We start from the raw sequence: 24,494 nt of genomic DNA, 5'->3' as shown, positions 1-24,494 counted from the left end.
CCGCATCGCGCACGGGTGGCCCGGATATCGGCCGTCGAACGGTCGATAACTATTGCGGAATGGCTCGGCCCGGGGCGCGATGGCGCCCATATCTGCCGTCGTCAGAAATCGACCGCGATCCCTTTGAGTTCCCAATCGCCATAACGCACGGGATTGCGGCCGCCCGGCTGGTCCTCCGCCTTATCCTCATGAATCGGTGCCGGCGACGGGAGCGCGCTGCTCGTCCAGCCCGCGGGCGCCTTCACATGCGCGGGGCGCTTTACAGCGCGCGGCGTTCCGCCGATGGTCACGTTCTGGCTGCTGTCGGTCATGATGCGCCACATATAGGATTTTTCATGCGTCACGCCAACCACGCCGTTGCCCTTCATGGCTGATCGTCATCCTCCCCGGCGTCGGCGATCACCCGGCGGCGGCGATCCTGCGGGAACGGCGGCGCGCCGCGCCGCGCTTCGGCTGGTCGACGCGATCCTGCGCCGCGGCGACCCGCTCGACGTTGCGATGCACGCCGCCGCGCAAGGCCTCGGCGGCGCCGACCGGGCGTTCGCCGTCGCGATCGCGTCGGAAACGCTGCGCTGGATGGTCGATATCGACGCGCTGATCGATGGCGCGACGTCGCAAATCCTGCCCGACGACGTCAAATCGCGCGCCGTTCTGCGGATCGCCCTTGCCCAACTGCTCGTGCTCAAAAGCCCCGGTCATGCCGTCGTGTCGACCGCCCTGCCACTCGTCGATGGCGGTCCGCGGCGGCTGGTCCACGCGATCCTGTCGCGCGCGCAGCAGGAGGAATGGCGGCTTCCCGAACGCGCAACGCTTCCCCTCGCCACCGCCGAACGCTGGGCCGAGCAATGGGATTTGAAGATGGTCGAGGCGGCCGAGGCGATCTGGAGCGCGCCGCCGCCGATCGACCTCAGCTTTGCGCACGAACCCGGTACCGACGAATGGCCCGACGCGATGTCCTTCGCGCCGCGTCATCGCCGCCTGCCGCGCGGGCAGGCGGTCGAGACAATGCCCGGCTATAGCGAAGGCGGCTGGTGGGTGCAGGATCTCGCGGCCAGCCTTCCCGCACGGCTGCTCGGAGCCGGCGAAGGCCGCACCGTCCTCGACCTGTGCGCGGCGCCGGGCGGCAAGACGATGCAGCTCGCGGCGGCGGGCTGGAACGTCGTTGCCGTCGATGCCAGCGCAAAACGGCTCGACCGGCTGCGCGCCAATATGGTGCGCACCGGCCTTTCGGCCGATGTCGTGCAAGGCGATATCCGCTCGTGGACGCCCGCGGGTCCGGCCGACGCCGTGCTGCTCGACGCGCCCTGTTCGGCGACCGGCATCTTTCGCCGCCATCCCGACGTGCTGCATCGGATCGAACCCCGGCAGATTGCCGAGATGGCCGCGTTGCAGGCAGAGCTGCTGGAACGCGCGGCGGGCTGGGTCAAACCGGGCGGGACGCTGGTCTATGCGACCTGCTCGCTCGAACGCGCCGAGGGCGAGGACCAGCTGTCCGTCTTTCTCGATCGCCACACGGGCTGGTCGATCGACCCGGCACGCGCCGACGAGCTGCCCGCAGCGATTGCGGCCGACGGGCAAGGTTTCATTCGCACCCTGCCCGCCATGCTCGCCGATCAAGGGGGCCTCGACGGCTTCTTCGTCGCGCGGCTGCGCGCGCCTTCGGCCTAGAAGACCGCCTTCGGCGCAGCCTCCTTCATCATTGCCGCGCGCACCATCGGGATCGGCGGGCCGCCGTACGACAGGAATTCGTCGTGGAACGCCTTCCACTTCGTCCGGTCGCCCTTCGTCCAGTCGTCGCGCAGCTTGCGGATCATCAGCTTGCCCATCGTGTAGTTGAGATAGGCGGGATCATAGGTGCCGCGCGCCGCCTGCTGCCGCGCATTGCCCTCGTCCTGATAGCATTGCTCCTTGAACAGCTTTTCCGAATCCGCGACGGTCATGCCCTTGGTGTGCAGGCCGATGGCCGAGAGGTAGCGGCAGTCGCGCAGCAGCGCGTTCGACAGCTGGCCGATATGCGTCTCGGGATCGCCCTCGCCGAGCCCTGCGTCCCACATCATCTCTTCGGTATAATGCGCCCAGCCTTCGGCGAAGGCATAGCCGACGAAGAGCTTGCCGAAGATGCTTTCGGCGCGGTTCGCGTGGAGGAAATTGAGGAAGTGGCCCGGCCACACCTCGTGCACCGAGGTGAACATCAGGTCCTTGCGGCCGGGCACGAAATCGGCCTGCGTCTGCTTGTCCCACGCGGGGTCAGGCGGCGAGATATAATAGACCGACGGCAGGCCTTTCTCATAGGGCCCGGGGATGTCGATATAGGCGCTGTTCTGGCGGTTATACGGCGGCGATTCCTCGACCTGCGCCTGTTCGGTGCCGGGGATCGTCACGATGTCCTTTTCGATCAGGAAGGCGCGCAGCGTCGGGAGCTGGCGCCGCGCCTCGGCGACGGGGCCGTCGGCGGGCTTGTCGGCGTTCATCTTCTTCATGCAGTCGGCGATCGTCATGCCCGCGGCATAGGTCGCGCACGCCGCCTTCAGCGCGTCCTGGTTGCGCTTGAGGTCGGCCTGCCCGATGCGTTCGAGTTCGTCGAGCGGGGTATCGACGCCTTCGTTGGTGAGGATCATCTTCGCGAACTTGTCGGCTCCGAGCGCATAGCCGTCGGGCGTGCCCGGCTGCGACCCGACATATTTCGCAAGATCGGTCATCGCCGCGCCCGCCTTCGCGGCGGCTTCGTCGAACTGCTTCTGCAGCGCCTCGTCCTTGACCGACGCAAAGGCCGCCTTGGCGTCGCCCTTGTAATAGTCGGCGAAGCCGCCGAAGCCGGCGGTGCCATATTTGACGAAGGTCGCGGGCAGCGGCAGCTTCAAATTCGCCTTGATTTGCGCGGCGGCGGCGGGAACTTTTTCGGCATAGGCGATGAACGCCTTCATGCGCGTCGTCGCGTCGGCATAGGGCCGCGCGATATAGACATTGGGGTCGAGCGCGCCGGTGTAGAAGGACGGGTTCTTCTGCGCGAAATCGGTATCGCGGAGGAAGAAGAGCTGGCCTTGCGCGACGTGGACCAGATAGTCGCGTTCGAACTTCTCGGCGTCGGTCATTTCGCCGTCGAACGCTTTCGCATCCACGATCGCCTTTTCGAGATAGGCGACCTGCTTTTCGAGTCCCTCGGGCGACCAGTCGGGCAATTGCCCGTCGAACTCATGCTTGCCCTGATAAACCGCGAAGTTCGGGTTGAGCGGGAAATAGCCGGCGAGGAACTGATCGCGAAACTCGGTCCAGTTCTTCGCGCTCGGTGCGGTCGCCGACTTGTTGTCCGACGCGTTGCAAGCGGTAAGAACCAGCAGCGTCGCAGCCATCGCCGCCCCGCCGAAGCGGGCAAATTTGCTCTTCATTCGATAATCTCCCTGACTCCTGTGGCGGCGCTTCTGCCAGCCCCTGTGGCCCATGACATCCGATAATCGACGAACGGCAAAGCCATCCTGTCTGGACAGCGACGAAAAGCGGGCTACGGCGGTGATCGATGGCGACAATCCCTCCTCCCGAAGGCGAAGAACCGGTCATGCCGGAGGCGACGCCTAAAGCCCCCTCCCCGCTCAGCTTTCCCGATTTCCGCTATTTCTGGCTCGCGCGCTTCACCGCGGTGATGGCGACGATCGCGATGGTCGTCGTCATCGGCTACCAGCTCTATGACACCGCGCGCACCGACTATGGCATGTCGATCAAGGAAGCGTCGTTCCAGCTCGGACTGCTCGGCCTGTTCCAGTTCGTTCCGCTCGCCATCCTGACCCCCGTCGCCGGGTGGGCGGCTGACCGGTTCGAGCGGCGCAGCGTCGCGATCTTCTCGAACCTGATCGACTTGCTGATTGCGGCAACGCTCGGCTGGTTCACCTGGACCGACGGGCTGACGCTGCCTTTGCTCTTCGGGCTCGCCGCCATGCACGGCGTCGCGCGCGTCTTCTCGGGCCCGGCGATGAGCGCGATCGCGCCCAACATCGTCCCGCCGGCGGTATTGCCGCGCGCGATCGCGATGAGCAGCATCGCATGGCAATCGGCGTCGGTGATCGGCCCGGCGGCCGGTGGCCTCATCTACGCCGCGCATCCGGGGGCCGTCTACGTCTTCTCCGCGCTCCTCCTTGCCATTTCGGCCTTCACGCTCAGCCGGGTGCGCCAGGTCCTGCCGCCGCCCGCCGAGGTCCGCCGCCATCCGCTGCGCGAAATGGCCGACGGGCTACGCTTCGTCTGGATCGAGCGCTTCCTGCTCGGGACGATCACGCTCGACCTGTTCGCGGTGCTGCTCGCCGGCGCAACCGCGATGTTCCCGGTCTTCGCACGCGACATATTGCACGCAGGACCCGAGGGTGCCGGGTTGATGCGCGCCGCCGTCGCTTTCGGATCGGTCGGCGTCGCCGTCGGCCTCGCCATCCGTCCGATCGAGCGCAACGTCGGCGTGAAGATGCTGTGGGCGGTCGCAGCGTTCGGTGCGGGGACGGTCGTCTTCGGCTTCTCGACCAACCTCCTGCTCTCGCTCGCGGTGCTCGTACTGATGGGCGCGGCGGACATGTTCTCGGTCTTCGTGCGCGGGACGCTGATCCAGCTCAACACCCCCGACCATATGCGCGGGCGCGTCAGCGCGGCATCAGGCCTCGCGATTTCGGCATCGAACGAGCTTGGCGAGATGCGCGCCGGCGCGATGGCCGCGGCGCTCGGCCCCGTCAGCGCGGTGGTCGTCGGCGGCGCCGCCGCGGTCGGCGTGACCGCGCTCTGGGCGTGGATCTTCCCCGAACTGCGCCGTGCGCGCACGTTCGAGCCGCAATTCAAAAAGACTGCTGAATAGCTCTGCGCGGTTCGCCGCATTGCGCGCTCTTTCCGTCCGAAGCCTATTGTCAATTCATTTAGTTGAGTTATTAAGGCCTCACCCGTCTCCGCGGTTTCCCCTCTCTCCCCACGATGGAGCGACCGCCATGCAAGAATCGAATATCCGCCATAAGATCCTCACTATTCCGGGGCTTTACAACAGTGGCCCGACCCATTGGCAAAGCCTGTGGGAACGCCGCTTCGCCGATTGCGAGCGAATCGAGCTCGGCAGCTGGGACGAACCGCTGAAGGACCAATGGATCGAACGGATCGCCGACGCGATCCACGCCGAGCACGAGCCCGTCCTCATCGCCGCGCACAGCCTTGGCTGCCACGCCTTTGCCCACTGGTTCGCCGTCGCCAGCAGCGTGGCGCGCGACCGCATCGCCGGCGCGCTGCTCGTCGCGCCGCCCGACCTGACGCAGCTCCGCCGCGACAAGCGCGTCGAAAGCTTTACCGATTCGCCCGCGCTGTCGTCGCAGACACCGATGATCGTCGTCGCCAGCGATGACGATCCCTATGCCAAGACGTCGCATGTCTGGCGCCTGTCGCGGCACTGGGACGCGCGTTTCGTCAACGCCGGACCCTTCGGGCATATCAACGCAGACTCGGGTGTCGGGGACTGGCCTTATGGACAGTATCTGCTGGCCTCGTTACAACCCGCGCCGACGCTGGCGCAGGCGGATGAGGCACGCTGGCTCCGCGCCGGCGACTGGCCAAATCGCGTCCGCCGCGACCCGCGATTCGAATTCAAGGAAAGAGCGCACCGATCATGAAAGCCAATTCGATCCTCGAGACCATCGGCAACACCCCGCACATTCGCGTGGCGAAGCTGTTCCCCGACGCCGAAGTCTGGGTGAAGTCGGAACGAAGCAATCCCGGCGGGTCGATCAAGGATCGAATCGGCCTTGCGATGATCGAGGCGGCCGAGAAGGACGGCAGCCTGAAGGCGGGCGGCACCATCGTCGAGCCGACGTCGGGGAACACCGGCATCGGCCTCGCGATGGCCGCCGCGGTCAAGGGCTACAAGCTCATCCTCGTCATGCCCGAAAGCATGTCGGTCGAGCGCCGCCGCCTGATGCTCGCCTATGGCGCGACCTTCGACCTGACACCACGCGAAAAGGGGATGAAGGGCGCGATCGAGCGCGCGATCGAGCTGGTCGAGACGACCCCGGGCGCGTGGATGCCGCAGCAGTTCGAAAATGAAGCGAATATCGACGTCCATGTCCGCACGACCGGCCCCGAAATCCTTGCCGATTTCAAGGACAGTCCGATCGACGTGCTGATCACCGGCGTCGGCACCGGCGGCCATATCACCGGGACCGCGCAATTCCTGAAGCAGCATTGGCCGAACCTGAAAGTCTATGCCGTCGAACCCGAAGCCTCGCCGGTGATTTCGGGCGGCCAGCCCGCGCCGCACCCGATCCAGGGCATCGGCGCCGGCTTCATCCCGCGCAACCTGCACACCGACCTGCTCGACGGCGTGATCAAGGTCGATGCCGGCGCCGCGAAGGATTTCGCGCGCCGCGCCGCGACCGAGGAAGGCATGCTCGTCGGCATCTCGTCGGGTGCGACGCTCGCCGCCATAGCGCAGAAGCTCGCCGAGCTGCCGCCGGGCAGCCGCGTGCTCGGCTTCAACTATGACACGGGCGAACGTTACCTGTCGGTTCCCGATTTCCTCCCGGAAATCTGAGCTCACTCCATGCGCCCCGAGGGCGAACAGGACACGTTGCCCCTGAGGCGCGACTGGACAGGCTGGCTGTTTGTCCTGTTCGCTACCGTGGCGATCGTCGGCGTGCTCTACGCGAGCAGCCGGACGAACAGTGGGACCCGCCACGCGCACGCCCGCCCCGTCGCGCCGCCCGCCGATGTCGTGCCCGAGGTGGCGCCGATGGAGCTCGCGCCTGTTACCGAAGCCGACGCGCGCGCGCAGAACGCCGAGGTCGCGTTGATCACCAAGGGCTTCGTCGCGGCGCGGCCGTTCGTTTATGCAGGCGGCGGTGACGCGAAGGCCCGCGCACGCGACTGCCTCGCCGCCGCGATGATCTACGAGGCCGGCGACGACGCCAAGGGGCAGCAGGCGGTGGGTCAGGTCGTGATCAACCGCGCGCGGCATCCGGCTTTCCCCAAGTCGATCTGCGGCGTCGTGTTCCAGGGGTCGGAACGCACGACGGGCTGCCAGTTCACTTTCACCTGCGACGGGGCGCTCAATCGCCGCTATTCGGACGCCGCCTGGCAGCGCGCGCGCAACAATGCCGACCTGATGCTGTCGGGCGGGACCTATCCGCCGGTCGGGCTCGCGACCCATTATCACACCGACTGGGTGCGCCCCTATTGGAGCGACAGCCTCGAGAAGATCGCGATCGTCGATACGCATCTCTTCTTCCGCTGGCCGGGCTATTGGGGCACGCCGGGCGCGTTCCGCGGCGCGGTGTCGGGAAGCGACGGGCCGGTTGCGAAGCTGGCCGCGATATCGCCACTCCACGCGATTGCGCTGGGCCTGCCAGTCGAGGGTGCGCCGGTCGACGCCAATGCGGCGGTCGGCGAAGCGCGCGTCGTCGCAGGCGCGGGTGAGAGCGCGGGCCGCGACACCATCTACACCCAGCTCGACCGCAAGGCGGCGCCCGAAAGCTTCGTCACCACCGCGCTGCGGCTTTGCGGCGACAAGCCCTATTGCAAGTTCATGGGCTGGACCAATCCGGTGCTCAAACCCGACAGCGACGCGATGAGCGACACGCAGCGCGCAGCGATGAGCTTTTCCTACCTCCGCGACGACAAGGCGGGCTTTGAAAAGGCGCTGTGGAATTGCAGCGAATACAAGCGCGACGATGCAAGGCAGTGCATGAAGCGATGAACTGATTGTCGCCCCCGCATTCACGGGGGCGACATTATCTTCAACCGTGCGGTTTGATCAGATATTTCTCGCCCGTGCGCTTCGCGTTGTACGCCTGCGCCGTATCCACGTTCAGCGCGTCGGCCAGTGAGATTTCGTGGCTGTAGTGGCTCTTGAAGGTCGTCGTCAGTTCGTCGACGACGCGCTTCCGCATCCGGCCCACGGTCTCCATCCCCGCCTTCGCCATGAAGGGCGTCAGCAGGAAGCCGCCGAGCGCCCAGGTCAGACCGAAGCTGCGCGCCGAGAAGGTTGTCGGCGACAGGTCGAGCGCGCCGTAGATATAGACCTGCTTGAACGTGTCCGAACCGTAGCGGCTGTAGGACGTCATGCGCTTGACCGCGGCCGCCTCCATCGCGGTCAGGATCTGCCCGGCCAGCTTGCCGCCGCCCGTCGCATCGAAACCGATCGTCGCGCCGGTCTCGACGATCGCGTCGACCAGCCGTTCCATGAAATCGTCGGCGCTGCTGTTGACGATATATTTCGCGCCGATGCCCTTCAGGATTTCGACCTGCGCGTCGCTGCGCACGATGTTCACGAGCGGGATGCCGTCCTTCGCGCAAATCTTCACGAGCATCTGGCCGAGGTTCGACGCCGCGGCGGTGTGGACGATCGCGCTGTGGTTCTCCATCCGCATCGTCTCGGTAAAGGCGAGCGAGGTGAGCGGATTGACGAAGCAGGAGGCGCCGTCGGCGGGGTCGGTGCCGTCGGGCAGCGACATCACCATCTGCACGGGCAGGCAGCGATATTCGGCGTACATCTCGCCGCCGAGCAGCGCCACGGTCTTGCCGAGCAGCGCCTGCGCCTCGGGGGAATCGCCTGCCGCGACAACGGTGCCGCAGCCTTCGTTGCCGATCGCGAGTGCGTCGCCGACGCGCCCTGCCATCGCGCGCATCCCCGCGGGCGGGACGTCGGCGGTGATGACGGGCAGGCCGTCGCGCGTCGAGGCGCGCGCGGTCGACATGTCGGCGCCGCCGAACAGCAGGCCGAGGTCCGACGGGTTGATCGGTGCGGCGAGCACCTTCACCAGAACTTCGTGCGGCTTCGGCGCCGGCATCGGGCGGCCCGCAAGCGACACTTCGAGCTGCCCTTCGGGCTTCACGAGCGTCAGCATGGTGAGGTTGGTTTCAGGCAGGTCGGTCATCACGCTTCTCCCGTGTTCGGTTTCTTGATGAAACGGATTAAGGCGTGTCGCACCGGCTGGCAACCGGCGTTCGGTCCGGCGACGCCGCTATTTCAGTCCGGTTACCGACTGCGGTCAACGCATCCCGGCTCTATGGAGCCGATTTTTCCCGCTCGCAGACCCTGCGGTAAAGATGCTGGTCCGACGCCATTGTTCCCAGCTCTTCCCACGGCGAGCTATGGTCCGGGTCTGACACATCGGTGGCGATGGGCTGGTTTTTGTCGTCGAACAGCTGCGGGCCGACCATGCGCGCGCTGCGCGCGCCGCAGTTTACCTGAACTACGCCCTTCATGGCGACGGCATTGCCCGGCGCACCTTCAGCCTCGGTCATTTCGAGTGAAAAGCCGATTTGCCGTATCTCGTCATCCACCTGGCGGTAGGTGTCGGCATAAAGAATATACGTCACGCCACCATCAGTGAAGCGATCGGGGTCGGCTGCCGCCGGTGCGAGCGCGATGGAAAGCGGCAGAAGCCACGATGAAAGGTCGATCATGCTTCCTCATGGCCTCTGGCGAGCGGCCAGCCAAGAACGAAATGTGCAGCCTGCTCCGAATGGGGGGCTTACTCCGCTGGCGAATATTGTGCGGCGAGGCGCAGCACCTCTTCGGCCAGCTCCATCCGGCAGATCAGCAGATCGGGCAGATAGGGGTCGGCACAATTATAGACGAGCCGCGATCCGTCGACGCGGCTCACGTGCAAGCCTGCGGCAATCGCGACCGCGGCCGGGGCGCAATTGTCCCATTCATACTGGCCGCCGGTGTGGAGGTAGATGTCGGCCTCGCCGCGCACGACTGCCATGGCCTTGGCGCCCGCCGACCCCATCGCGAGGAGTTCGGCGCCGAGCCGCTCGGCAACGAAGACCGCTTCGGCGGCGGGGCGCGTGCGGCTGACAAGCATTTTCAGCGGCTGGTTCGCGGGCCGGAGCGATATGGGCGCACCCGAGGTCAGCGTAAGACCGAGCCCCGGCAACGCGACCGCGCCGACCGTCGCGACACCATCGACGGCGAGCGCGACATGCACGGCCCAGTCGTCCCTGCCCTCGCCATATTCGCGCGTGCCGTCGAGCGGATCGACGATCCAGACGCGCGACTGACCGCAGCGCGCGACATTGTCCTTTTCCTCTTCGGAGAGGAGCGCATCAGCGGGACGTGCGGTGCGGATTTCGCGGCAGAGCATGGCGTTGGCCTGCTCGTCACCCGCCTTCCCCAGCGCCTTGCCTTCGAGATCGCCTTGCCCGCGCAGGTCGAGCAGGATCGCGCCTGCTGCGGTTGCAAGCCGTTCGGCGAGCTGTTCGTCCGTTTCCCCCACGCGCGTCCCTATCCCAACAAGCGATCGATAATCAGGTCCGCCGCCTCTTCGGGCGTCATCGCGGTGGTATCGATCCGGATTTCCGGCTTCTCGGGCGGCTCATAAGGGCTGTCGATCCCGGTGAAATTCTTGAGCTGTCCGGCGCGCGCCTTTTTGTAGAGGCCCTTGACGTCGCGGCGCTCGGCCTCGGCGAGCGGCGTATCGATGAACACCTCGATAAACTCGCCTTCGGGCAACATGCCGCGCACCATCTCGCGCTCGGCGCGGAAGGGCGAGATGAAGGCGGTGATCACGATCAGGCCGGCGTCGCTCATCAGCTTCGCAACCTCGCCGACGCGGCGGATATTCTCGATCCGGTCGGCTTCGGTGAAGCCGAGGTCGCGGTTGAGCCCGTGCCGCACATTGTCGCCGTCGAGCAGGAAACTATGGCGGTTCATCCGGTGCAGCTTCTTTTCGACGAGGTTCGCGATCGTCGACTTGCCCGACCCCGACAGACCGGTGAACCACAAGAGCGCGGGGCGCTGATTCTTGAGGTTCGCGCGCATGTCGCGGCTGATATCGGTCGCCTGCCAATGGACATTCTGCGCACGGCGGAGGCTGAAGTGCAGCATGCCCGCGGCGACGGTCGCATTGGTGAGCTTGTCGATCAGGATGAAGCCGCCGAGGGTGCGGTTGTCCGAATAGGCCTCGAAGGTGATCGGCTTGTCGGTCGACAGCTCGACGACGCCGATGCCGTTGAGTTCGAGCGTCTTCGCCGCGAGATGGTCGAGCGTGTTGACGTTGATTTCGTACTTCGGTTGCTGGATCGTCGCCGAGACGCTCTGCGTCGCGAGTTTGAGCCAATAGGCGCGGCCCGCGATCATCGCCTCGTCGGCCATCCACACCAAAGTCGCCTCGAACTGGTCGGCGGCCTCAGGCGGGTTGTCTGCTGCCGCGATCACATCGCCGCGCGAGCAATCGACCTCGTCGGCGAGCGTCAGCGTCACCGACTGGCCCGCAACGGCCTCATCGAGGTCGCCGTCGAGGGTGACGATGCGGTCAACGGTCGTGGTCTTGCCGCTGGGCAGGATGCGCACGGCGTCGCCGGACCTCACCTTGCCGCTCGCGAGCTGGCCCGAGAAGCCGCGGAAATCGAGGTTCGGGCGGTTGACCCATTGCACCGGCAGGCGGAACGGCTTGGCTTCGTCGGCGGCCGCCCCGATCTCGACATTTTCGAGATGTTCGATGAGCGCGGGGCCCTTGAACCAGGGCGTATTGTCCGAGAGCGCGGTGATATTGTCGCCCTTGAACCCCGAAATCGGGATCGCGGTGAAGTTGGTGATACCGATCTCGCTCGCGAAGGCGCGGTACGCCAGCGTGATGCGGTCGAACACCGCCTTGTCGTAGCCGACGAGGTCCATCTTGTTCACCGCGAGCACGATATGCTTGATGCCGATCAGGTGCGCGAGAAAGCTGTGGCGGCGCGTCTGGGTAAGCACGCCCTTGCGCGCGTCGATCAGGATGACCGCGAGGTCGGCGGTCGAGGCGCCGGTGACCATGTTGCGCGTATATTGCTCATGCCCAGGGGTGTCGGCGACGATGAACTTGCGCTTTTCGGTCGTGAAAAAGCGGTAGGCGACGTCGATCGTGATCCCCTGCTCGCGCTCGGCGGCGAGACCGTCGACGAGCAGCGCGAAATCGATCTCCTGCCCCTGCGTGCCGACCCGCTTGCTGTCGGCTTCCAATGCTGCAAGCTGGTCCTCGAAGATCATCTTCGAGTCATAGAGCAGGCGGCCGATCAGCGTCGATTTGCCGTCGTCGACCGAGCCGCAGGTGATGAAGCGCAGCAACGATTTCTGCTGGTGTTGCGCGAGATAGGCGTCGATATCCTCGGCGATCAGCGCGTCGGTGACGTAAACAGGATCGGTCATCAGAAATACCCCTCCTGCTTCTTCTTCTCCATGCTGGCGTCGCCACCGTCCTTGTCGATGATGCGCCCCTGACGTTCGCTGGTGGTGGTCAGCAGCATTTCCTGGATCACTTCGGACAGCGTGGCAGCCTCGCTCTCCACCGCACCCGTGAGCGGGTAGCAGCCAAGGGTGCGGAAGCGCACCGAGCGTTCGACGGGCGTCTCGCCAGGCAGCAGCGGGAAGCGGTCGTCGTCGACCATCAGCAACAGGCCGTCGCGCTCCACTGTGGGGCGCGGCGCGGCGAAATAGAGCGGCACGATCGGGATATTCTCACGCGCGATATATTGCCAGATGTCGAGCTCGGTCCAGTTCGAGATCGGGAAGACGCGGATGCTTTCGCCCTTTGCCTTGCGCGCGTTGTAGAGGTTCCAGAGTTCGGGGCGCTGCTTCTTCGGGTCCCAGCCATGCGACGCGGTACGGAAAGAAAAGATGCGCTCCTTCGCGCGGCTCTTTTCCTCGTCGCGCCGCGCGCCGCCGAAGGCGACGTCGAAGCCGTGGAGGTCGAGCGCCTGCTTCAACCCCTCGGTCTTCCACATGTCGGTGTGCAGCGGACCATGGTCGAACGGATTGATCCCCCGTTCTTTGGCTTCGGGGTTCTGATAGACGATGAGCTCCATGCCGCTCTCGGCCGCCATGCGGTCGCGCAGCTCGTACATCGCCCGGAATTTCCACGTCGTGTCGACGTGGAGCAGCGGGAACGGCGGCGGCGAGGGGTAGAAGGCCTTGCGCGCGAGATGCAGCATCACCGCGCTGTCCTTGCCCACGCTGTACAGCATGACAGGCTTGACCGCGTCGGCCATGACTTCGCGCATGATATGGATGCTCTCGGCCTCGAGCCGATCGAGATGCGTCAATTCCAGCGATCCTGTCTGCAGATCAGACGATACCAAACTTCGCCTCCTCACACTTCCGCCGCCGGGCAGCGAAATAGGGTCTTCTTCATTTACGTCATACGTCCAAATGGACGGGATGGAGGAGGCCGCCGTTACGCCGCGCCCTGTGGACGGGCAAACGTTATGGCCTTTCGCCCCTGCAAGCCAGACTTGTGAAGCCTCGCGATCATGCGGCGATATGGACCTTCATCTGTCGCCATTCGGCCGCGATCGCGCCGATCGTTTCGAGTGCGTGGGCAAGCCGCGCCTCGACTTCGGGCAAACTGCTCCACGCCGGGTCGGCGATCAGGCCGAGCTCGCGGCGAAAATCATAGCCCGTGACCTTGAGTGGCACGATACCCTCGATCGCGAGCGACACAGGCGCCGTGGTAATCCCGATCCCCGCCGCGACCATCCGCAGGCAGCGCTCGTCGCTCTCGCTGCGCAGCGCGAAGCGCGGGCGGACCCCGTGGCGCGTGAAGAAGCGGCTCGTCGCATCGAGAAATTCGCACGAGCGGCGTGCGATCATCGTTTCGGCGGCGAGCTCTTCCGGGCCGACCTCGATGCGTCCTGCGAGCGGGTGGTCCGACGCGATGAACATGGCAAGCGGCTCTTCATAAAGCGACATTATGTGCTCGCCGCGTTCGCCGTTGCGAAGCGGAAGGAGCGCCATGTTGATGCGGCCGCTGCCCAGCGCCGCGCGCAGTTCGGAATCGCTGTTTTCGATCAGTTCAATGGCGAAGCTCGGCCGCAGCGCCGCAGCGATCGCCTGCAGCAATTCCGCGGGCGCCGATCGGATCACGCCAAGCTTGAGCTCGGCCGTCTGACGGTCGCTCTCGCGCCCGAAACTGTCGGCGGCGCGGAAGCCGCGTTCGAGATCGCGCGCGATCGGCAGGAAGCGCCCGCCCGCCTCGGTCAGCCGGATCTGGCGGCGGTTGCGGATGAACAGCGGTGTACCGACGAGCTTTTCGAGCTCGGCGATCCCGGTCGAGAGCGCCGGCTGGGTCACGCGGATGCGGAGCGCCGCCTGCGTAAAACTGCCGACATCGACGACGGCGAGGAACTGGCGGATGTGCGCGCGCTTTATCATAAATTTTCTTTATGCCAAACATCGCCCCGTTTCAATTTCCATATGATCGAATTTTGATGCACACTCGCGCCCTGTTCCGCCCCTCGACCCGATAGGTAATCCATGCGCGCCACCCCCGATTTCGATTTCGCGCTCGGCGAAACCGCCGACATGATCCGCGACACCACCGCCCGCTTCGCGGATGAGCAGATCGCCCCGCTCGCCGCCAAGGCCGATGCCGACGACTGGTTCCCGCGCGACGAATTGTGGACGCAGATGGGCGAGCTCGGCCTCCACGGCATCACCGTCGAGGAAGAATTCGGCGGGCTCGGGCTCGGCTATCTCGAACATGTCATCGCGGTCGAGGAAGTCAGCCGTGCGAGCGCCGCGATCGGCCTCTCCTACGGCGCGCATTCGAACCTGTGCGTCAACCAGATCCGCCGCTGGGGCAATGCCGAGCAGAAGGCGAAATACCTCCCCAAGCTGATCAGCGGCGAACATGTCGGCAGCCTCGCGATGTCCGAGGCCGGCGCCGGCAGCGACGTCGTGTCGATGAAGCTCAAGGCGGACCGGGTTCAGGGCGGCTATGTCCTCAACGGCACCAAATTCTGGATCACCAACGCGACCTGCGCCGACACGCTCGTCGTCTATGCCAAGACGAGCCCCGAAGCCGGATCGCGCGGGATCACCGCCTTCCTGATCGAAAAGGATATGCCGGGGTTCGCCATCGGCCAGAAAATCGACAAGGTCGGCATGCGCGGTTCGCCGACCGCCGAACTCGTTTTCACCGATTGCGAAGTGTCCGAAGAGCAGGTGATGGGCCCCGAGAATGGCGGCGTCGGCGTGCTGATGTCGGGGCTCGACTATGAACGCGTCGTGCTTGCCGGGCTCCAGCTCGGGATCATGCAGGCGTGCCTCGACACCGTCATTCCCTATGTCCGCGAGCGCAAGCAGTTCGGCAAGCCGATCGGATCGTTCCAGCTGATGCAGGCGAAGGTCGCCGACATGTATGTCGCGCTCCAGTCGGCGCGCTCCTATGTCTACAACGTCGCCAAGGCTTGCGACGCGGGCCAGACGACGCGTTTCGACGCCGCGGGCTGCATCCTGCTCGCCAGCGAGAGCGCGGTGAAGGTCGCGGGCGAAGCGATCCAGGCCCTCGGCGGCGCGGGCTATACCAAGGACTGGCCGGTCGAGCGTTACTGGCGCGACGCCAAGCTGCTCGACATCGGCGCCGGGACGAACGAGATTCGCCGGATGCTGATCGGCCGCGAACTGATCGGCGCCGGCGCGTGACCTGGCTCTGGCTGTCGGCCGCCTTCATGGTGACGACGGCCGGGGTTCATTCGGTCCTGGGGTATAGGCGGCTGATCGTGCCGTTGCTGCGCACGCGCGAAGGCCCGCTCGCCGACCCCATCTCGCGGCGGATCGTCGATTTTGCATGGCATGCAACGTCGGTGCTGATGCTGATTTCGGCGGCAGCGGTCGCGTGGCCCGGCACACCGCAGGGCCTGCTGGTCATCATCGGCAGCGGATGGCTCGCCGCCGGGTTGTTCGACGCCGCCTATACGAAGGGCCGCCATATCGCGTGGCCTGCGCTCAGCGGCGCGGGCATCCTTGCGCTGATCGGTGCGTTGGCGTGAGCGTGCGCGGGCTTGTCCATCATATCGACCTCACGGTCAGCGACGTCGTCGCATCGCGCGCTTTCTATGACCGCGTGCTCGGCTTCCTCGGCTACCGGCGCTCCGCCGATCACGACAATGGCAGCGACTGGGACCGCCCCGGCGAGCCCTTTCATTCGATCGGCATTTTGAAGGCGCGCGGCGGCGGCGGCGAACGGAAGTACGATCGTTATTCGCCCGGCCTGCATCATCTCGCGTGGGCAAGCGACAGTCGCGAAGATGTCGACCGGCTGCATGCGCTGTTGCTGGAGATCGGCGCGACGATCCTCGATGCGCCCGCCGACTATCCACGCTACGGCCCGACCTATTATGCGGTGTTTTTCGCCGATCCCGACGGGCTGAAGCTCGAATATGTGCATGGCGCGACGGCGAACGAGCGATGAGCGGCTTTCGCGTCACCGGACTCGACCATATCGTCCTGTGCGTCCGCGACGTCGCCGCGACGCGCGCCTTCTACGAACGCGTGCTCGGTATGGCGTCGCGCGAGGAGCGGCCGGGTAAATATTCGCTGCAATTCGGCGCGAACAAGATCAGCCTGCAGGATGCAGCCACAAGGCCGGCTATTGCGCGCGACACGGTGCCGGGCAGCGGCAATTTCTGCCTGCTCAGCGATACGCCGGTCGAGGCGTGGCGCGCGCACCTAGTCGAACAGGGTGTGGAAATCATCGACAGCGGGCGGCGCGACGGCGCGACCGGAACGATTGCCTCGCTCTATTTCAACGACCCCGACGGCAATCTGGTCGAGGTCAGCAACCTCGTCGAGCCGCGATGAGCGATACGTTGCTCACCGCCCTGCAATATTATGGCGCGGGCGCCGCCACGCTCGCGGCGCTGGTCGTGTCGCTCAACCTCGGCCGCCGCTGGACCGGATGGGCGTTCGTCGTCTTCGTGACGAGCAGCATCGCGCTGATCGCATGGGGTTTCCTGCAACCCGACAGCGAAGGCATCGGGTGGCAGAATATCGCGCTGCTGATCATCAACGCGATCGGCGTCTACCGATACCTGATCCTGAAGGAAAAGCCGGGTGCGCCGTCGGGTGAGGGCGAGGCGAAATGACGCCCCGCCCTGCCCGTTCATCAGCCCCAGACGCGGACGCGCTTGTCGGGCGCGAGGTACAGCTTGTCGGTCGGCTGGACGTTGAACGCCTTGTACCACGCATCGAGGTTCCGCACCGTCAGCGCGCGGTACATGCCCGGCGCATGGCCGTCAGTCGCGACGCGCGCGCGCAGCGCCTCGGCGCGCATCTTGGTCGCCCAGGTTTGCGCAAAGGCGATGAAGAAGCGCTGGTCGCCGGTGAAACCGTCGATCACCGGCGCTTCCTTGCCGCCGAGCGACGCGCGGTAGGCATCATAAGCAGCCTGAAGCCCCGCCACATCGGCGATATTCTCGCCCAGCGTCAGCTTGCCGTTGACCGCAAGGTCGGGGAACGGCTTGTAGGTGTCGAACTGCGCCGCGAGCGCGTCACCCGCGGCGTTGAACTTCGCCAAATCCGCCGCGGTCCACCAGTTGCGCAGCGCGCCGGTGGAGTCGAAGGCTGCGCCATTATTGTCGAAGCTGTGGCTGATCTCGTGGCCGATCACCGCGCCGATCGCGCCATAGTTGAACGCCGGGTCGGCCTTCGCGTTGAAGAAGGGCGGCTGAAGGATCGCGGCGGGGAAGTTCAGCGCGTTCTGGACCGGCAGGTTCACGGCGTTGACGGTCTGCGGGACCATCCACCATTCGCCCTTGTCCATCGGCTTGCCGATCTTGGCGAGTTGGTGCGCATATTCCGCCTTCTGCCCCGCGACCTCGTTCGCATAGGCGCCGGTATCGCTGACGACGTAGCTGCCATAGTCGCGCCAGCTTTCGGGGTAGCCCACGCCGACTACGATCGTCTCGACCTTCTTGATCGCTTCCTTCTTGGTGTCGGGCGCCATCCAGTCGATCGTTTCGACGCGCTTCGCAAAGGCCGTCTTGATGCCCTTCACCATGTCGCCGACTTCGGCCTTCGCCGAGGCGGGGAAATATTTCGCGGCATAGACGCGGCCGACCGCGTCGCCGAGGTCGGTGTTCAGCGCGTCGAGCGCGCGCTTGTCGCGGCTACGCTGCTGCGGTGTGCCCGCAAGGGTCGTCCCGTAAAAGGCAAAATGCGCGCCATCGATCGCGGTCGGCAGCACGTCGGTGTGGCTGTTGATCTGGTGGAACGCCAGCCAGTCCTTCCACGCATCGAGCGGCTCCGACGCGACAAGCGCCGACAGGCCGGTGATCGCGTTCGCATGATAGGCGCCGAACTTGCTCGCGCCGCCGAGCCCGGCGCCTGCAAAATACGCATCCCAATCGATGCCCGGCGCCTTCTTCGCGAAATCACCCTTCGTCCAGACCCCCGCCGATTTGGTGAAATCCTCGCTCTGTTCGCGGTTCGCATGCGCCTTGGCAATCTTGACCTCGAGGTCATAGATGCGCTTCGCCTTCGCGGCGGCATCGGCCTGCCCCGCGGCGGTCAGCAGCTTCGCGATATAGGCCTGATAGTCGGTGCGGATCTTCGCCATCTTGGCGTCGGCCGACAGATAATATTCGCGCTCGGGAAGGCCGAGGCCGCCCTGAAGCATATAGGGAATCACCTCGCCCGGGGTCGCGAGTCCCTGCGTCACGAAGATACCGAAGAGATTCTCCGTCTCGAAATCGGTCGCATTCAAGGGATCGACGTCGGCGCGCGTCTGCTCGCCAAGCACCTTCGACAGCGCGGCCTTGTCGCCGATCGCCGCGAAGCGTGCGAGATCGCCTTCGACGGGCTTCATGCCCGCAGCGTCGATCGCCTTGGTGTCGGTGTACGCCTTGTAGAAGGCGGCGATGCGGCCCTCGTCGCTGTTCGGTTCGCCGCCCTTGCTGACGATCGCGTCGACCAGCTCGCGCGTGCGCTTCTCGGTTTCGAGGAAGGCGACGTAGAAGGCGCCGATCGACGAGCGGTCGGCAGGAATTTCGGTCGTCTTGTCCCAATTGCCGTTGGCATAGGCATAGAAGTCGTCGCCGGGCTTCACGCCCGTGTCCATCGCGGCCTTGCTGATGCCGATGTCGGTGCCGACGGTATACGCCGCCTCGGTCTTTTCGCCCTTCGAACAGGCGACAGGCCCCGCGACGATCGCGGCGGTGGACAAGAGGACGGCGAAGACAGCTTTTTTCATAAGAATGACCTTGTTTTGTCACGGATAGGCAGGCGGCCGACGCGTGCGAAAATCCGGTTTCAATACCAACCATTTTCGGCCTGCCGCGCTTTTCAATCGACGAGCGACGGGTTAGTTCCGAACCGATTTCAGGGAGAGACAATACAGTGAGCGCACCGGTTCTTGGCACGAGCATCAATGCGGACAGCGACGAATATCGCACGCGCAGCGCGCATAATCGCGCGCTGACCGACGCGCTGCGGACGGCGGTTGCCGAAGCCGCGCTCGGCGGCAACGAGAAATCGCGCGAGCGGCACACGAGCCGCGGCAAATTGCTGCCGCGCGAGCGTGTCGAGCGACTGCTCGATCCGGGCTCGCCCTTCCTCGAAATCGGGCAGTTGGCGGCGAACGACCTCTACGAGGGCGAAGTGCCGGGCGCGGGCCTCATCTGCGGTATCGGACAGGTGTCGGGGCGCCAGTGCATGATCGTGTGCAACGACGCGACGGTGAAGGGCGGCACCTATTATCCGATGACCGTGAAGAAGCATCTGCGTGCGCAGGAGATTGCCGAGGCGAACCGCCTGCCCTGCATCTACCTCGTCGACAGCGGCGGCGCGAACCTGCCGCATCAGGACCAGGTGTTTCCCGACCGCGACCATTTCGGGCGCATCTTCTTCAACCAGGCGAATATGTCGGCGAAGCGCATCCCGCAGATCGCGTGCGTGATGGGAAGCTGCACCGCGGGCGGCGCCTATGTCCCCGCGATGTCGGACGAGACGGTGATCGTGCGTAATCAGGGCACGATCTTCCTCGCCGGCCCGCCGCTAGTGAAGGCCGCGACGGGCGAAGAGATCAGCGCCGAGGACCTCGGCGGCGGCGACCTCCACGCGAAGAAGTCGGGCGTCGTCGACCATCTCGCCGAAAATGACGAACATGCGCTGACGATCGTCCGCGACATCGTCAGCCATCTGGGCGAGGACAAAGGCTTCGAAGTACCGCTCAAGGCTCCGCGCCCGCCCAAATATGACGGCGAAGAGCTTTACGGCGTCGTCCCCGACGACGTCCGCGCGCCGTACGACGTCCATGAAGTGATCGCGCGCATCGTCGACGGCAGCGAGTTTCACGAGTTCAAGGCAAATTACGGCAGCACGCTCGTCTGCGGCTTCGCGCATATCTGGGGCATCCCCGTCGCGATCCTCGCGAACAATGGCGTGCTGTTCAGCGAAAGCGCGGTGAAGGGCGCGCATTTCATCGAGCTGGCGCAGCAGCGCCGCATTCCCCTGCTCTTCCTGCAGAACATCTCGGGCTTCATGGTCGGCGGCAAATATGAGGCCGAGGGCATCGCGAAACATGGCGCGAAGCTGGTGACCGCGGTCGCCACAGCAACGGTGCCGAAGATAACCGTACTTATCGGCGGCAGCTTCGGCGCCGGCAATTACGGCATGTGCGGCCGCGCCTACTCGCCCCGCTTCCTCTTCAGCTGGCCGAACAGCCGGATCAGCGTCATGGGCGGCGAGCAGGCAGCAAGCGTGCTCGCAACCGTCCACCGCGACGCCGACAAATGGACGCCGGAGGAAGCCGAAGCCTTCAAGGCGCCGATCCGCCAGAAATATGAGGATGAAGGCAATCCCTATCACGCGACCGCACGCCTCTGGGACGATGGCATCATCGACCCCGCGCAGACGCGCGACGTGCTCGGGCTCGCCTTCGCCGCAACGCTGAACGCCCCGGTCGAAGACCGCGGCTTCGGCGTGTTCCGGATGTGATGATGCGAGACCGACTCTTTCTTCTCGACCCGCTGTTCGACGATCCAGCCCTGCCCGGGCGGAATTTCTACTGTCGCGACTGCATCACGGTCGACGGATTGCTCGCGAACTTCCCCGAGCAGGCCGCTACGCTCGAGGTTATCCGCATCGCCTTTCCGCGCCCGCGCAATGCCGTGATCGCGGCGATCGGCGAAGCGAACCAGAACCTACCGGTGCTGGTGTTTGCCGATGACGCGCCCCGCGAGCTCGCCGACGGTGAGCATCAAGGCACGCGCTTTGTGGGCGACTTCAAACGGCTGCTGCACGCGCTCCACGCGCGCCACGGCTTTCCGGAACCGCACCCATGATCGCGCGGCGCTGGCACGGGATCGTCCCCAGGGACAAGGCCGAGGCCTATTTCAGGCTGATGCTCGACGTCGCGATTCCCGACTACCGGTCGGTCGCGGGCAATCGCGGGGCGTGGTGCTTCCAGCGCGCCGAGGGCGATGTCGTTCATTTCGAGATGCTGACCTTCTGGGACGATCTCGACGCGATCGAGGGCTTCGCCGGCACGCCGGTCGATGCGGCCAAATATTATGATTTCGACGATGACTTCCTGATCGAAAAGGAAGCGCATGTCCTGCATTTCGAAGTGAACGGAACCCAATGATCACCTCCCTGCTTATCGCCAATCGCGGCGAAATCGCCTGCCGCATCATCCGCACAGCGCGCGAGATGGGCATCCGCACCGTTGCGGTCTATTCGGACGCCGACGCCAAGGCGCTGCACGTGCGCGAAGCCGATGAGGCGGTTCATATCGGCCCGTCGCCGGCGCGTGAGAGCTATCTGATCGGCGAGAAGATCATCGCCGCAGCCAAGTCGACCGGCGCCGAGGCGATTCACCCGGGCTATGGCTTCCTCTCCGAAAATGCCGAGTTCGCGCAGGCGGTCGCCGACGCCGGGCTCGTGTGGGTCGGGCCGAAGCCGTCGTCGATCACCGCGATGGGGCTGAAGGACGCCGCCAAGAAGCTGATGGCCGACGCCGGGGTGCCGGTGACGCCCGGCTATATGGGCGAAAATCAGGACCCCGCCTTCCTCGCCGAAAGAGCGGCCGAAATCGGCTACCCCGTCCTGATCAAGGCGGTCGCCGGCGGCGGTGGCAAGGGGATGCGCAAGGTCGATGCCGCGGCGGACTTCGCCGACGCGCTCGCCTCGTGCCAGCGCGAAGCGGCCGCGTCGTTCGGCAACGATCATGTGCTGATCGAGAAATATATCCTGACCCCGCGCCATATCGAGGTGCAGGTGTTCGGCGACACCCACGGCGATGTCGTCCACCTGTTCGAACGCGACTGCTCGCTCCAGCGGCGCCACCAGAAGGTGATCGAGGAAGCCCCCGCCCCCGGCATGGACGAAGCGACGCGCAACGCGCTGTGCGCCGCGGCAGTGCGCGCCGCGAAGGCGGTGGACTATGTCGGCGCCGGCACGATCGAATTCATCGCCGACGCGTCGGAGGGCCTCCGCGCCGACCGCATCTGGTTCATGGAAATGAACACGCGGCTGCAGGTCGAGCACCCCGTCACCGAGGAAATCACCGGGGTCGACCTCGTCGAATGGCAGCTTCGCGTCGCGTCGGGCGAGCCGATCCCGCTGGCGCAGGACGAACTCGCAATCAACGGCTGGGCGATGGAAGCGCGCCTCTATGCCGAGGATCCGGCGAAGGGCTTCTTGCCAAGCATCGGCACGCTCGAACTGTTCCAGCTCCCCGAACACATCGGCCGCGTCGACACCGGCGTCTATGAAGGCGCCGAAGTGTCGCCCTTTTACGACCCGATGATCGCGAAGGTCATCGCGTGGGGCGAGGACCGCGAGGAAGCGCGTGAATTGCTGTCGGAAATGCTCGAGGACAGCGCGATCTGGCCGGTGAAGACCAATTCGGCGTTCCTGATCAATGCGCTCGATCATCCCGATTTCGTCGCGGGCACCGTCGATACCGGGCTGATCGGCCGCGACGGCGACGCGATGACCGAGGAACCGGTGCCGACCGCACAGGCGCTGACCAACGCCGCGATGGCGATGGTGCCGCGCTCGTTGCAATCGGGCTTCCGCCTCAACGCGCCCGACGTGCGCAGCGCACCCTTCCTGCTCGACGGCAAACGCGTCGAGGTCGAACTGCATGGCCCCGGCGCCGAGGAACCCGCACCTGCGATGCTTGTCGCCGAGGCTGGGTCGGTGTGGCAGCTCGCGCCCTGGCGCGCCGCGGGAAGCACGGGAGGCGGCGCGAGTGACGGCGCGATCCTGTCGCCGATGCCCGGCAAGGTCATCGCGGTCGATGTCGCCGCGGGCGATACGGTCACCAAGGGACAGAAATTGCTGACGCTCGAGGCGATGAAGATGGAGCACAGCCTGACCGCGCCGTTCGACGGCGTGGTCGCCGAACTCAACGCGACCGCAGGCGCGCAGGTTCAGGTCGAAGCATTGCTCGTGCGGATCGAAAAGGAAGACGCATAATGGCCGGTAAATATTTCGACGAATGGGCGATCGGCGACACGCTGACGCACGACATCCGTCGCACGGTGACCGAAACCGACAATCTGCTGTTCACCACGATGACGCATAATCCGCAGCCGCTCCACCTCGACATCGAGGCGGCGAAGGCATCGGAGTTCGGGCAAATCCTGGTCAACGGCACCTTCACCTTCAGCCTGATGGTGGGCTTGTCGGTCGGCGACACGACGCTCGGAACGCTCGTCGCAAACCTCGGTTACGACAAGCTCGTCATGCCGAAGCCGGTGTTCATCGGCGACACGCTTCGGGCCGAATCCGAGGTCGTTGGCCTCAAGGAGTCCAAATCGCGGCCGAATGCGGGTATCGTGACCTTTCTCCACCGCGCGATCAACCAGCGGGGCGAGATCGTCTGCCAGTGCGAACGTTCCGCCCTCATCAAGAAGAAAGCCGCCTGATGCGCCTTCGCTCGCTCCTTTTCGTTCCCGGCGACCGCCCCGAACGCTTCGCCAAGGCGGCCGCGTCGGGCGCCGACGCGATCATCCTCGACCTTGAGGATTCGGTGTCGCTCGCGAACAAGGACACGGCGCGTCATGCAATCGCCGAATATCTGTCGGGGACCCGCGAGGTCGTCACGCTGGTGCGCGTCAACCCGCTCGACGGACATCTGACCGCCGCCGACATCGCCGCGATTGCCGCGGCACGCCCCGACGCGATCATGCTGCCAAAGGCCGAAGGCGCGCCGAGCATCGCGCAACTCGACACGATCCTGCGGAGCGAATCTGCGCGCGATGCCTCGCTGCCGCCGATCCTGCCGATCGCAACGGAGACCCCTGCAGCAATCTTCACGCTCGGCAGCTACCGCGAGGCGAAGGACCGCCTGCTCGGGCTGACCTGGGGCGCCGAAGACCTGCCCGCCGCGATCGGCGCGACGACAAGCCGCGAGAGCGACGGCAGCTATACGTCGCCCTATGAAGTCGCGCGCGCGCTGACCCTGTTCGCGGCGCACGCCGCGGGGGCGGCGGCGATCGACACCGTCTTCCCCGCGATCAAGGACGAAGCCGGCCTCGCCGCCTATGCCGCTCGCGCGCGGCGCGACGGCTTTACCGGGATGATGGCGATCCACCCGTCGCAGGTCGAACCGATCAACGCCGCTTTCACCCCCAGTAGCGACGAGGTGTCGCGCGCGCAGGCCATCGTCGATGCCTTCGCCGCCAATCCCGGCGTCGGGGTGTTGCAGGTCGACGGCAAGATGGTCGACGCCCCGCACCTCAAGCAGGCGAAGCATATTCTCGCGCTGTCCGACTAG

The 24,494-nt window shown here is 65.5% G+C and carries 25 protein-coding genes; 16 read left to right on the top strand and 9 right to left on the bottom strand.

Features of this window, described 5'->3' with window-relative positions; translation table 11 throughout:
- Positions 1-101: 101 nt before the first annotated feature.
- A complete protein-coding gene (locus ACIPPQ_RS18495) occupies positions 102-368 on the bottom strand; it encodes a DUF1674 domain-containing protein (protein ID WP_446545529.1) in 267 nt (88 codons plus the stop codon).
- On the opposite strand from ACIPPQ_RS18495, the gene ACIPPQ_RS18490 reads away from it, so the two are divergent.
- Positions 367-1,668, top strand: coding sequence for an RsmB/NOP family class I SAM-dependent RNA methyltransferase (locus ACIPPQ_RS18490; RefSeq protein ID WP_446545528.1), 1,302 nt, complete (start codon positions 367-369; stop codon positions 1,666-1,668). The genes ACIPPQ_RS18495 and ACIPPQ_RS18490 overlap by 2 nt on opposite strands.
- On the opposite strand, the gene ACIPPQ_RS18485 is transcribed toward ACIPPQ_RS18490, so the two are convergent.
- Positions 1,665-3,386 (bottom strand): DUF885 domain-containing protein, encoded by a 1,722-nt coding sequence (locus ACIPPQ_RS18485; RefSeq protein WP_446545527.1) that lies wholly within the window; start codon positions 3,384-3,386, stop codon positions 1,665-1,667. The two genes, ACIPPQ_RS18490 and ACIPPQ_RS18485, sit on opposite strands and share 4 nt — an antisense overlap.
- A 128-nt stretch (positions 3,387-3,514) precedes the next feature.
- Between ACIPPQ_RS18485 and ACIPPQ_RS18480 the strand changes: the two genes are divergently transcribed.
- The 4 genes from ACIPPQ_RS18480 to ACIPPQ_RS18465 all read left to right on the top strand — a co-directional run bounded on the left by ACIPPQ_RS18480 (position 3,515) and on the right by ACIPPQ_RS18465 (position 7,702).
- On the top strand, positions 3,515-4,828 hold the full coding sequence (locus ACIPPQ_RS18480; protein WP_446545526.1) for an MFS transporter: 1,314 nt from the start codon (positions 3,515-3,517) through the stop codon (positions 4,826-4,828).
- A 127-nt stretch (positions 4,829-4,955) separates the two neighbouring features.
- Positions 4,956-5,624, top strand: a complete 669-nt coding sequence (locus tag ACIPPQ_RS18475; RefSeq protein WP_446545525.1) for an RBBP9/YdeN family alpha/beta hydrolase — start codon at positions 4,956-4,958, stop codon at positions 5,622-5,624.
- Complete coding sequence (gene cysK / locus ACIPPQ_RS18470) at positions 5,621-6,541, top strand: cysteine synthase A (RefSeq protein ID WP_327454380.1); 921 nt, start codon at positions 5,621-5,623, stop codon at positions 6,539-6,541. The genes ACIPPQ_RS18475 and cysK overlap by 4 nt, the downstream gene beginning before the upstream one ends.
- A 9-nt stretch (positions 6,542-6,550) precedes the next feature.
- Positions 6,551-7,702 (top strand): cell wall hydrolase, encoded by a 1,152-nt coding sequence (locus ACIPPQ_RS18465; protein WP_446545524.1) that lies wholly within the window; start codon positions 6,551-6,553, stop codon positions 7,700-7,702.
- 40 nt (positions 7,703-7,742) lie between these two features.
- On the opposite strand, the gene ACIPPQ_RS18460 is transcribed toward ACIPPQ_RS18465, so the two are convergent.
- From ACIPPQ_RS18460 to ACIPPQ_RS18435, 6 genes are all read right to left on the bottom strand, one after another.
- Positions 7,743-8,882 (bottom strand): zinc-binding dehydrogenase, encoded by a 1,140-nt coding sequence (locus ACIPPQ_RS18460; RefSeq protein ID WP_446545523.1) that lies wholly within the window; start codon positions 8,880-8,882, stop codon positions 7,743-7,745.
- A 130-nt stretch (positions 8,883-9,012) separates the two neighbouring features.
- Positions 9,013-9,414: a hypothetical protein gene (locus ACIPPQ_RS18455; RefSeq protein ID WP_446545522.1), complete on the bottom strand. Its 402-nt coding sequence runs from the start codon at positions 9,412-9,414 to the stop codon at positions 9,013-9,015.
- A 68-nt stretch (positions 9,415-9,482) separates the two neighbouring features.
- Complete coding sequence (locus tag ACIPPQ_RS18450) at positions 9,483-10,229, bottom strand: 3'(2'),5'-bisphosphate nucleotidase CysQ (protein ID WP_446545521.1); 747 nt, start codon at positions 10,227-10,229, stop codon at positions 9,483-9,485.
- A gap of 8 nt (positions 10,230-10,237) precedes the next feature.
- On the bottom strand, positions 10,238-12,139 hold the full coding sequence (cysN, locus tag ACIPPQ_RS18445; protein ID WP_446545520.1) for a sulfate adenylyltransferase subunit CysN: 1,902 nt from the start codon (positions 12,137-12,139) through the stop codon (positions 10,238-10,240).
- The gene (gene cysD / locus ACIPPQ_RS18440) at positions 12,139-12,990 is read right to left on the bottom strand and encodes a sulfate adenylyltransferase subunit CysD (protein WP_446545592.1); all 852 of its coding nucleotides are present in this window, start codon (positions 12,988-12,990) and stop codon (positions 12,139-12,141) included. Before cysD ends, cysN begins: the two co-directional genes overlap by 1 nt.
- 247 nt (positions 12,991-13,237) lie before the next feature.
- Positions 13,238-14,140, bottom strand: coding sequence for a LysR family transcriptional regulator (locus tag ACIPPQ_RS18435; RefSeq protein ID WP_446545519.1), 903 nt, complete (start codon positions 14,138-14,140; stop codon positions 13,238-13,240).
- A 102-nt stretch (positions 14,141-14,242) separates the two neighbouring features.
- Here ACIPPQ_RS18435 and ACIPPQ_RS18430 point away from each other — a divergent pair, with 102 nt between their 5' ends.
- The 5 genes from ACIPPQ_RS18430 to ACIPPQ_RS18410 are packed head-to-tail and all read left to right on the top strand — an operon-like array spanning position 14,243 to position 16,854.
- On the top strand, positions 14,243-15,412 hold the full coding sequence (locus tag ACIPPQ_RS18430) for an isovaleryl-CoA dehydrogenase (protein WP_446545518.1): 1,170 nt from the start codon (positions 14,243-14,245) through the stop codon (positions 15,410-15,412).
- Entirely contained in the window at positions 15,409-15,759 is a 351-nt protein-coding gene (locus ACIPPQ_RS18425; protein WP_446545517.1) for a hypothetical protein, read from the top strand. The genes ACIPPQ_RS18430 and ACIPPQ_RS18425 overlap by 4 nt, the downstream gene beginning before the upstream one ends.
- Before the next feature lie 2 nt (positions 15,760-15,761).
- Complete coding sequence (locus ACIPPQ_RS18420) at positions 15,762-16,181, top strand: VOC family protein (protein WP_446545516.1); 420 nt, start codon at positions 15,762-15,764, stop codon at positions 16,179-16,181.
- Positions 16,178-16,570, top strand: coding sequence for a VOC family protein (locus ACIPPQ_RS18415; protein ID WP_446545515.1), 393 nt, complete (start codon positions 16,178-16,180; stop codon positions 16,568-16,570). Before ACIPPQ_RS18420 ends, ACIPPQ_RS18415 begins: the two co-directional genes overlap by 4 nt.
- Positions 16,567-16,854, top strand: coding sequence for a hypothetical protein (locus ACIPPQ_RS18410; protein ID WP_446545514.1), 288 nt, complete (start codon positions 16,567-16,569; stop codon positions 16,852-16,854). Before ACIPPQ_RS18415 ends, ACIPPQ_RS18410 begins: the two co-directional genes overlap by 4 nt.
- A 20-nt stretch (positions 16,855-16,874) precedes the next feature.
- Here the strand turns inward: ACIPPQ_RS18410 and ACIPPQ_RS18405 are convergent, their stop codons facing one another.
- Positions 16,875-18,959: a M13 family metallopeptidase gene (locus ACIPPQ_RS18405; protein WP_446545513.1), complete on the bottom strand. Its 2,085-nt coding sequence runs from the start codon at positions 18,957-18,959 to the stop codon at positions 16,875-16,877.
- Positions 18,960-19,105: 146 nt separating this feature from the next.
- Here ACIPPQ_RS18405 and ACIPPQ_RS18400 point away from each other — a divergent pair, with 146 nt between their 5' ends.
- The 6 genes from ACIPPQ_RS18400 to ACIPPQ_RS18375 are packed head-to-tail and all read left to right on the top strand — an operon-like array spanning position 19,106 to position 24,494.
- On the top strand, positions 19,106-20,704 hold the full coding sequence (locus ACIPPQ_RS18400; protein ID WP_446545512.1) for a carboxyl transferase domain-containing protein: 1,599 nt from the start codon (positions 19,106-19,108) through the stop codon (positions 20,702-20,704).
- Positions 20,705-20,706: 2 nt separating this feature from the next.
- Entirely contained in the window at positions 20,707-21,051 is a 345-nt protein-coding gene (locus ACIPPQ_RS18395) for a DUF3088 domain-containing protein (RefSeq protein WP_446545511.1), read from the top strand.
- A complete protein-coding gene (locus ACIPPQ_RS18390) occupies positions 21,048-21,353 on the top strand; it encodes a hypothetical protein (protein ID WP_446545510.1) in 306 nt (101 codons plus the stop codon). Before ACIPPQ_RS18395 ends, ACIPPQ_RS18390 begins: the two co-directional genes overlap by 4 nt.
- Complete coding sequence (locus ACIPPQ_RS18385; protein ID WP_446545509.1) at positions 21,350-23,191, top strand: acetyl/propionyl/methylcrotonyl-CoA carboxylase subunit alpha; 1,842 nt, start codon at positions 21,350-21,352, stop codon at positions 23,189-23,191. Before ACIPPQ_RS18390 ends, ACIPPQ_RS18385 begins: the two co-directional genes overlap by 4 nt.
- A complete protein-coding gene (locus ACIPPQ_RS18380) occupies positions 23,191-23,643 on the top strand; it encodes a MaoC family dehydratase (RefSeq protein WP_327454344.1) in 453 nt (150 codons plus the stop codon). Before ACIPPQ_RS18385 ends, ACIPPQ_RS18380 begins: the two co-directional genes overlap by 1 nt.
- On the top strand, positions 23,643-24,494 hold the full coding sequence (locus ACIPPQ_RS18375) for an HpcH/HpaI aldolase/citrate lyase family protein (protein ID WP_446545508.1): 852 nt from the start codon (positions 23,643-23,645) through the stop codon (positions 24,492-24,494). Before ACIPPQ_RS18380 ends, ACIPPQ_RS18375 begins: the two co-directional genes overlap by 1 nt.

Source organism: Sphingopyxis sp. LARHCG72 (genome assembly GCF_052871675.1).
Note: the sequence above shows the minus strand (reverse complement) of the source record. Positions and strands in the feature narration are given on the sequence as shown.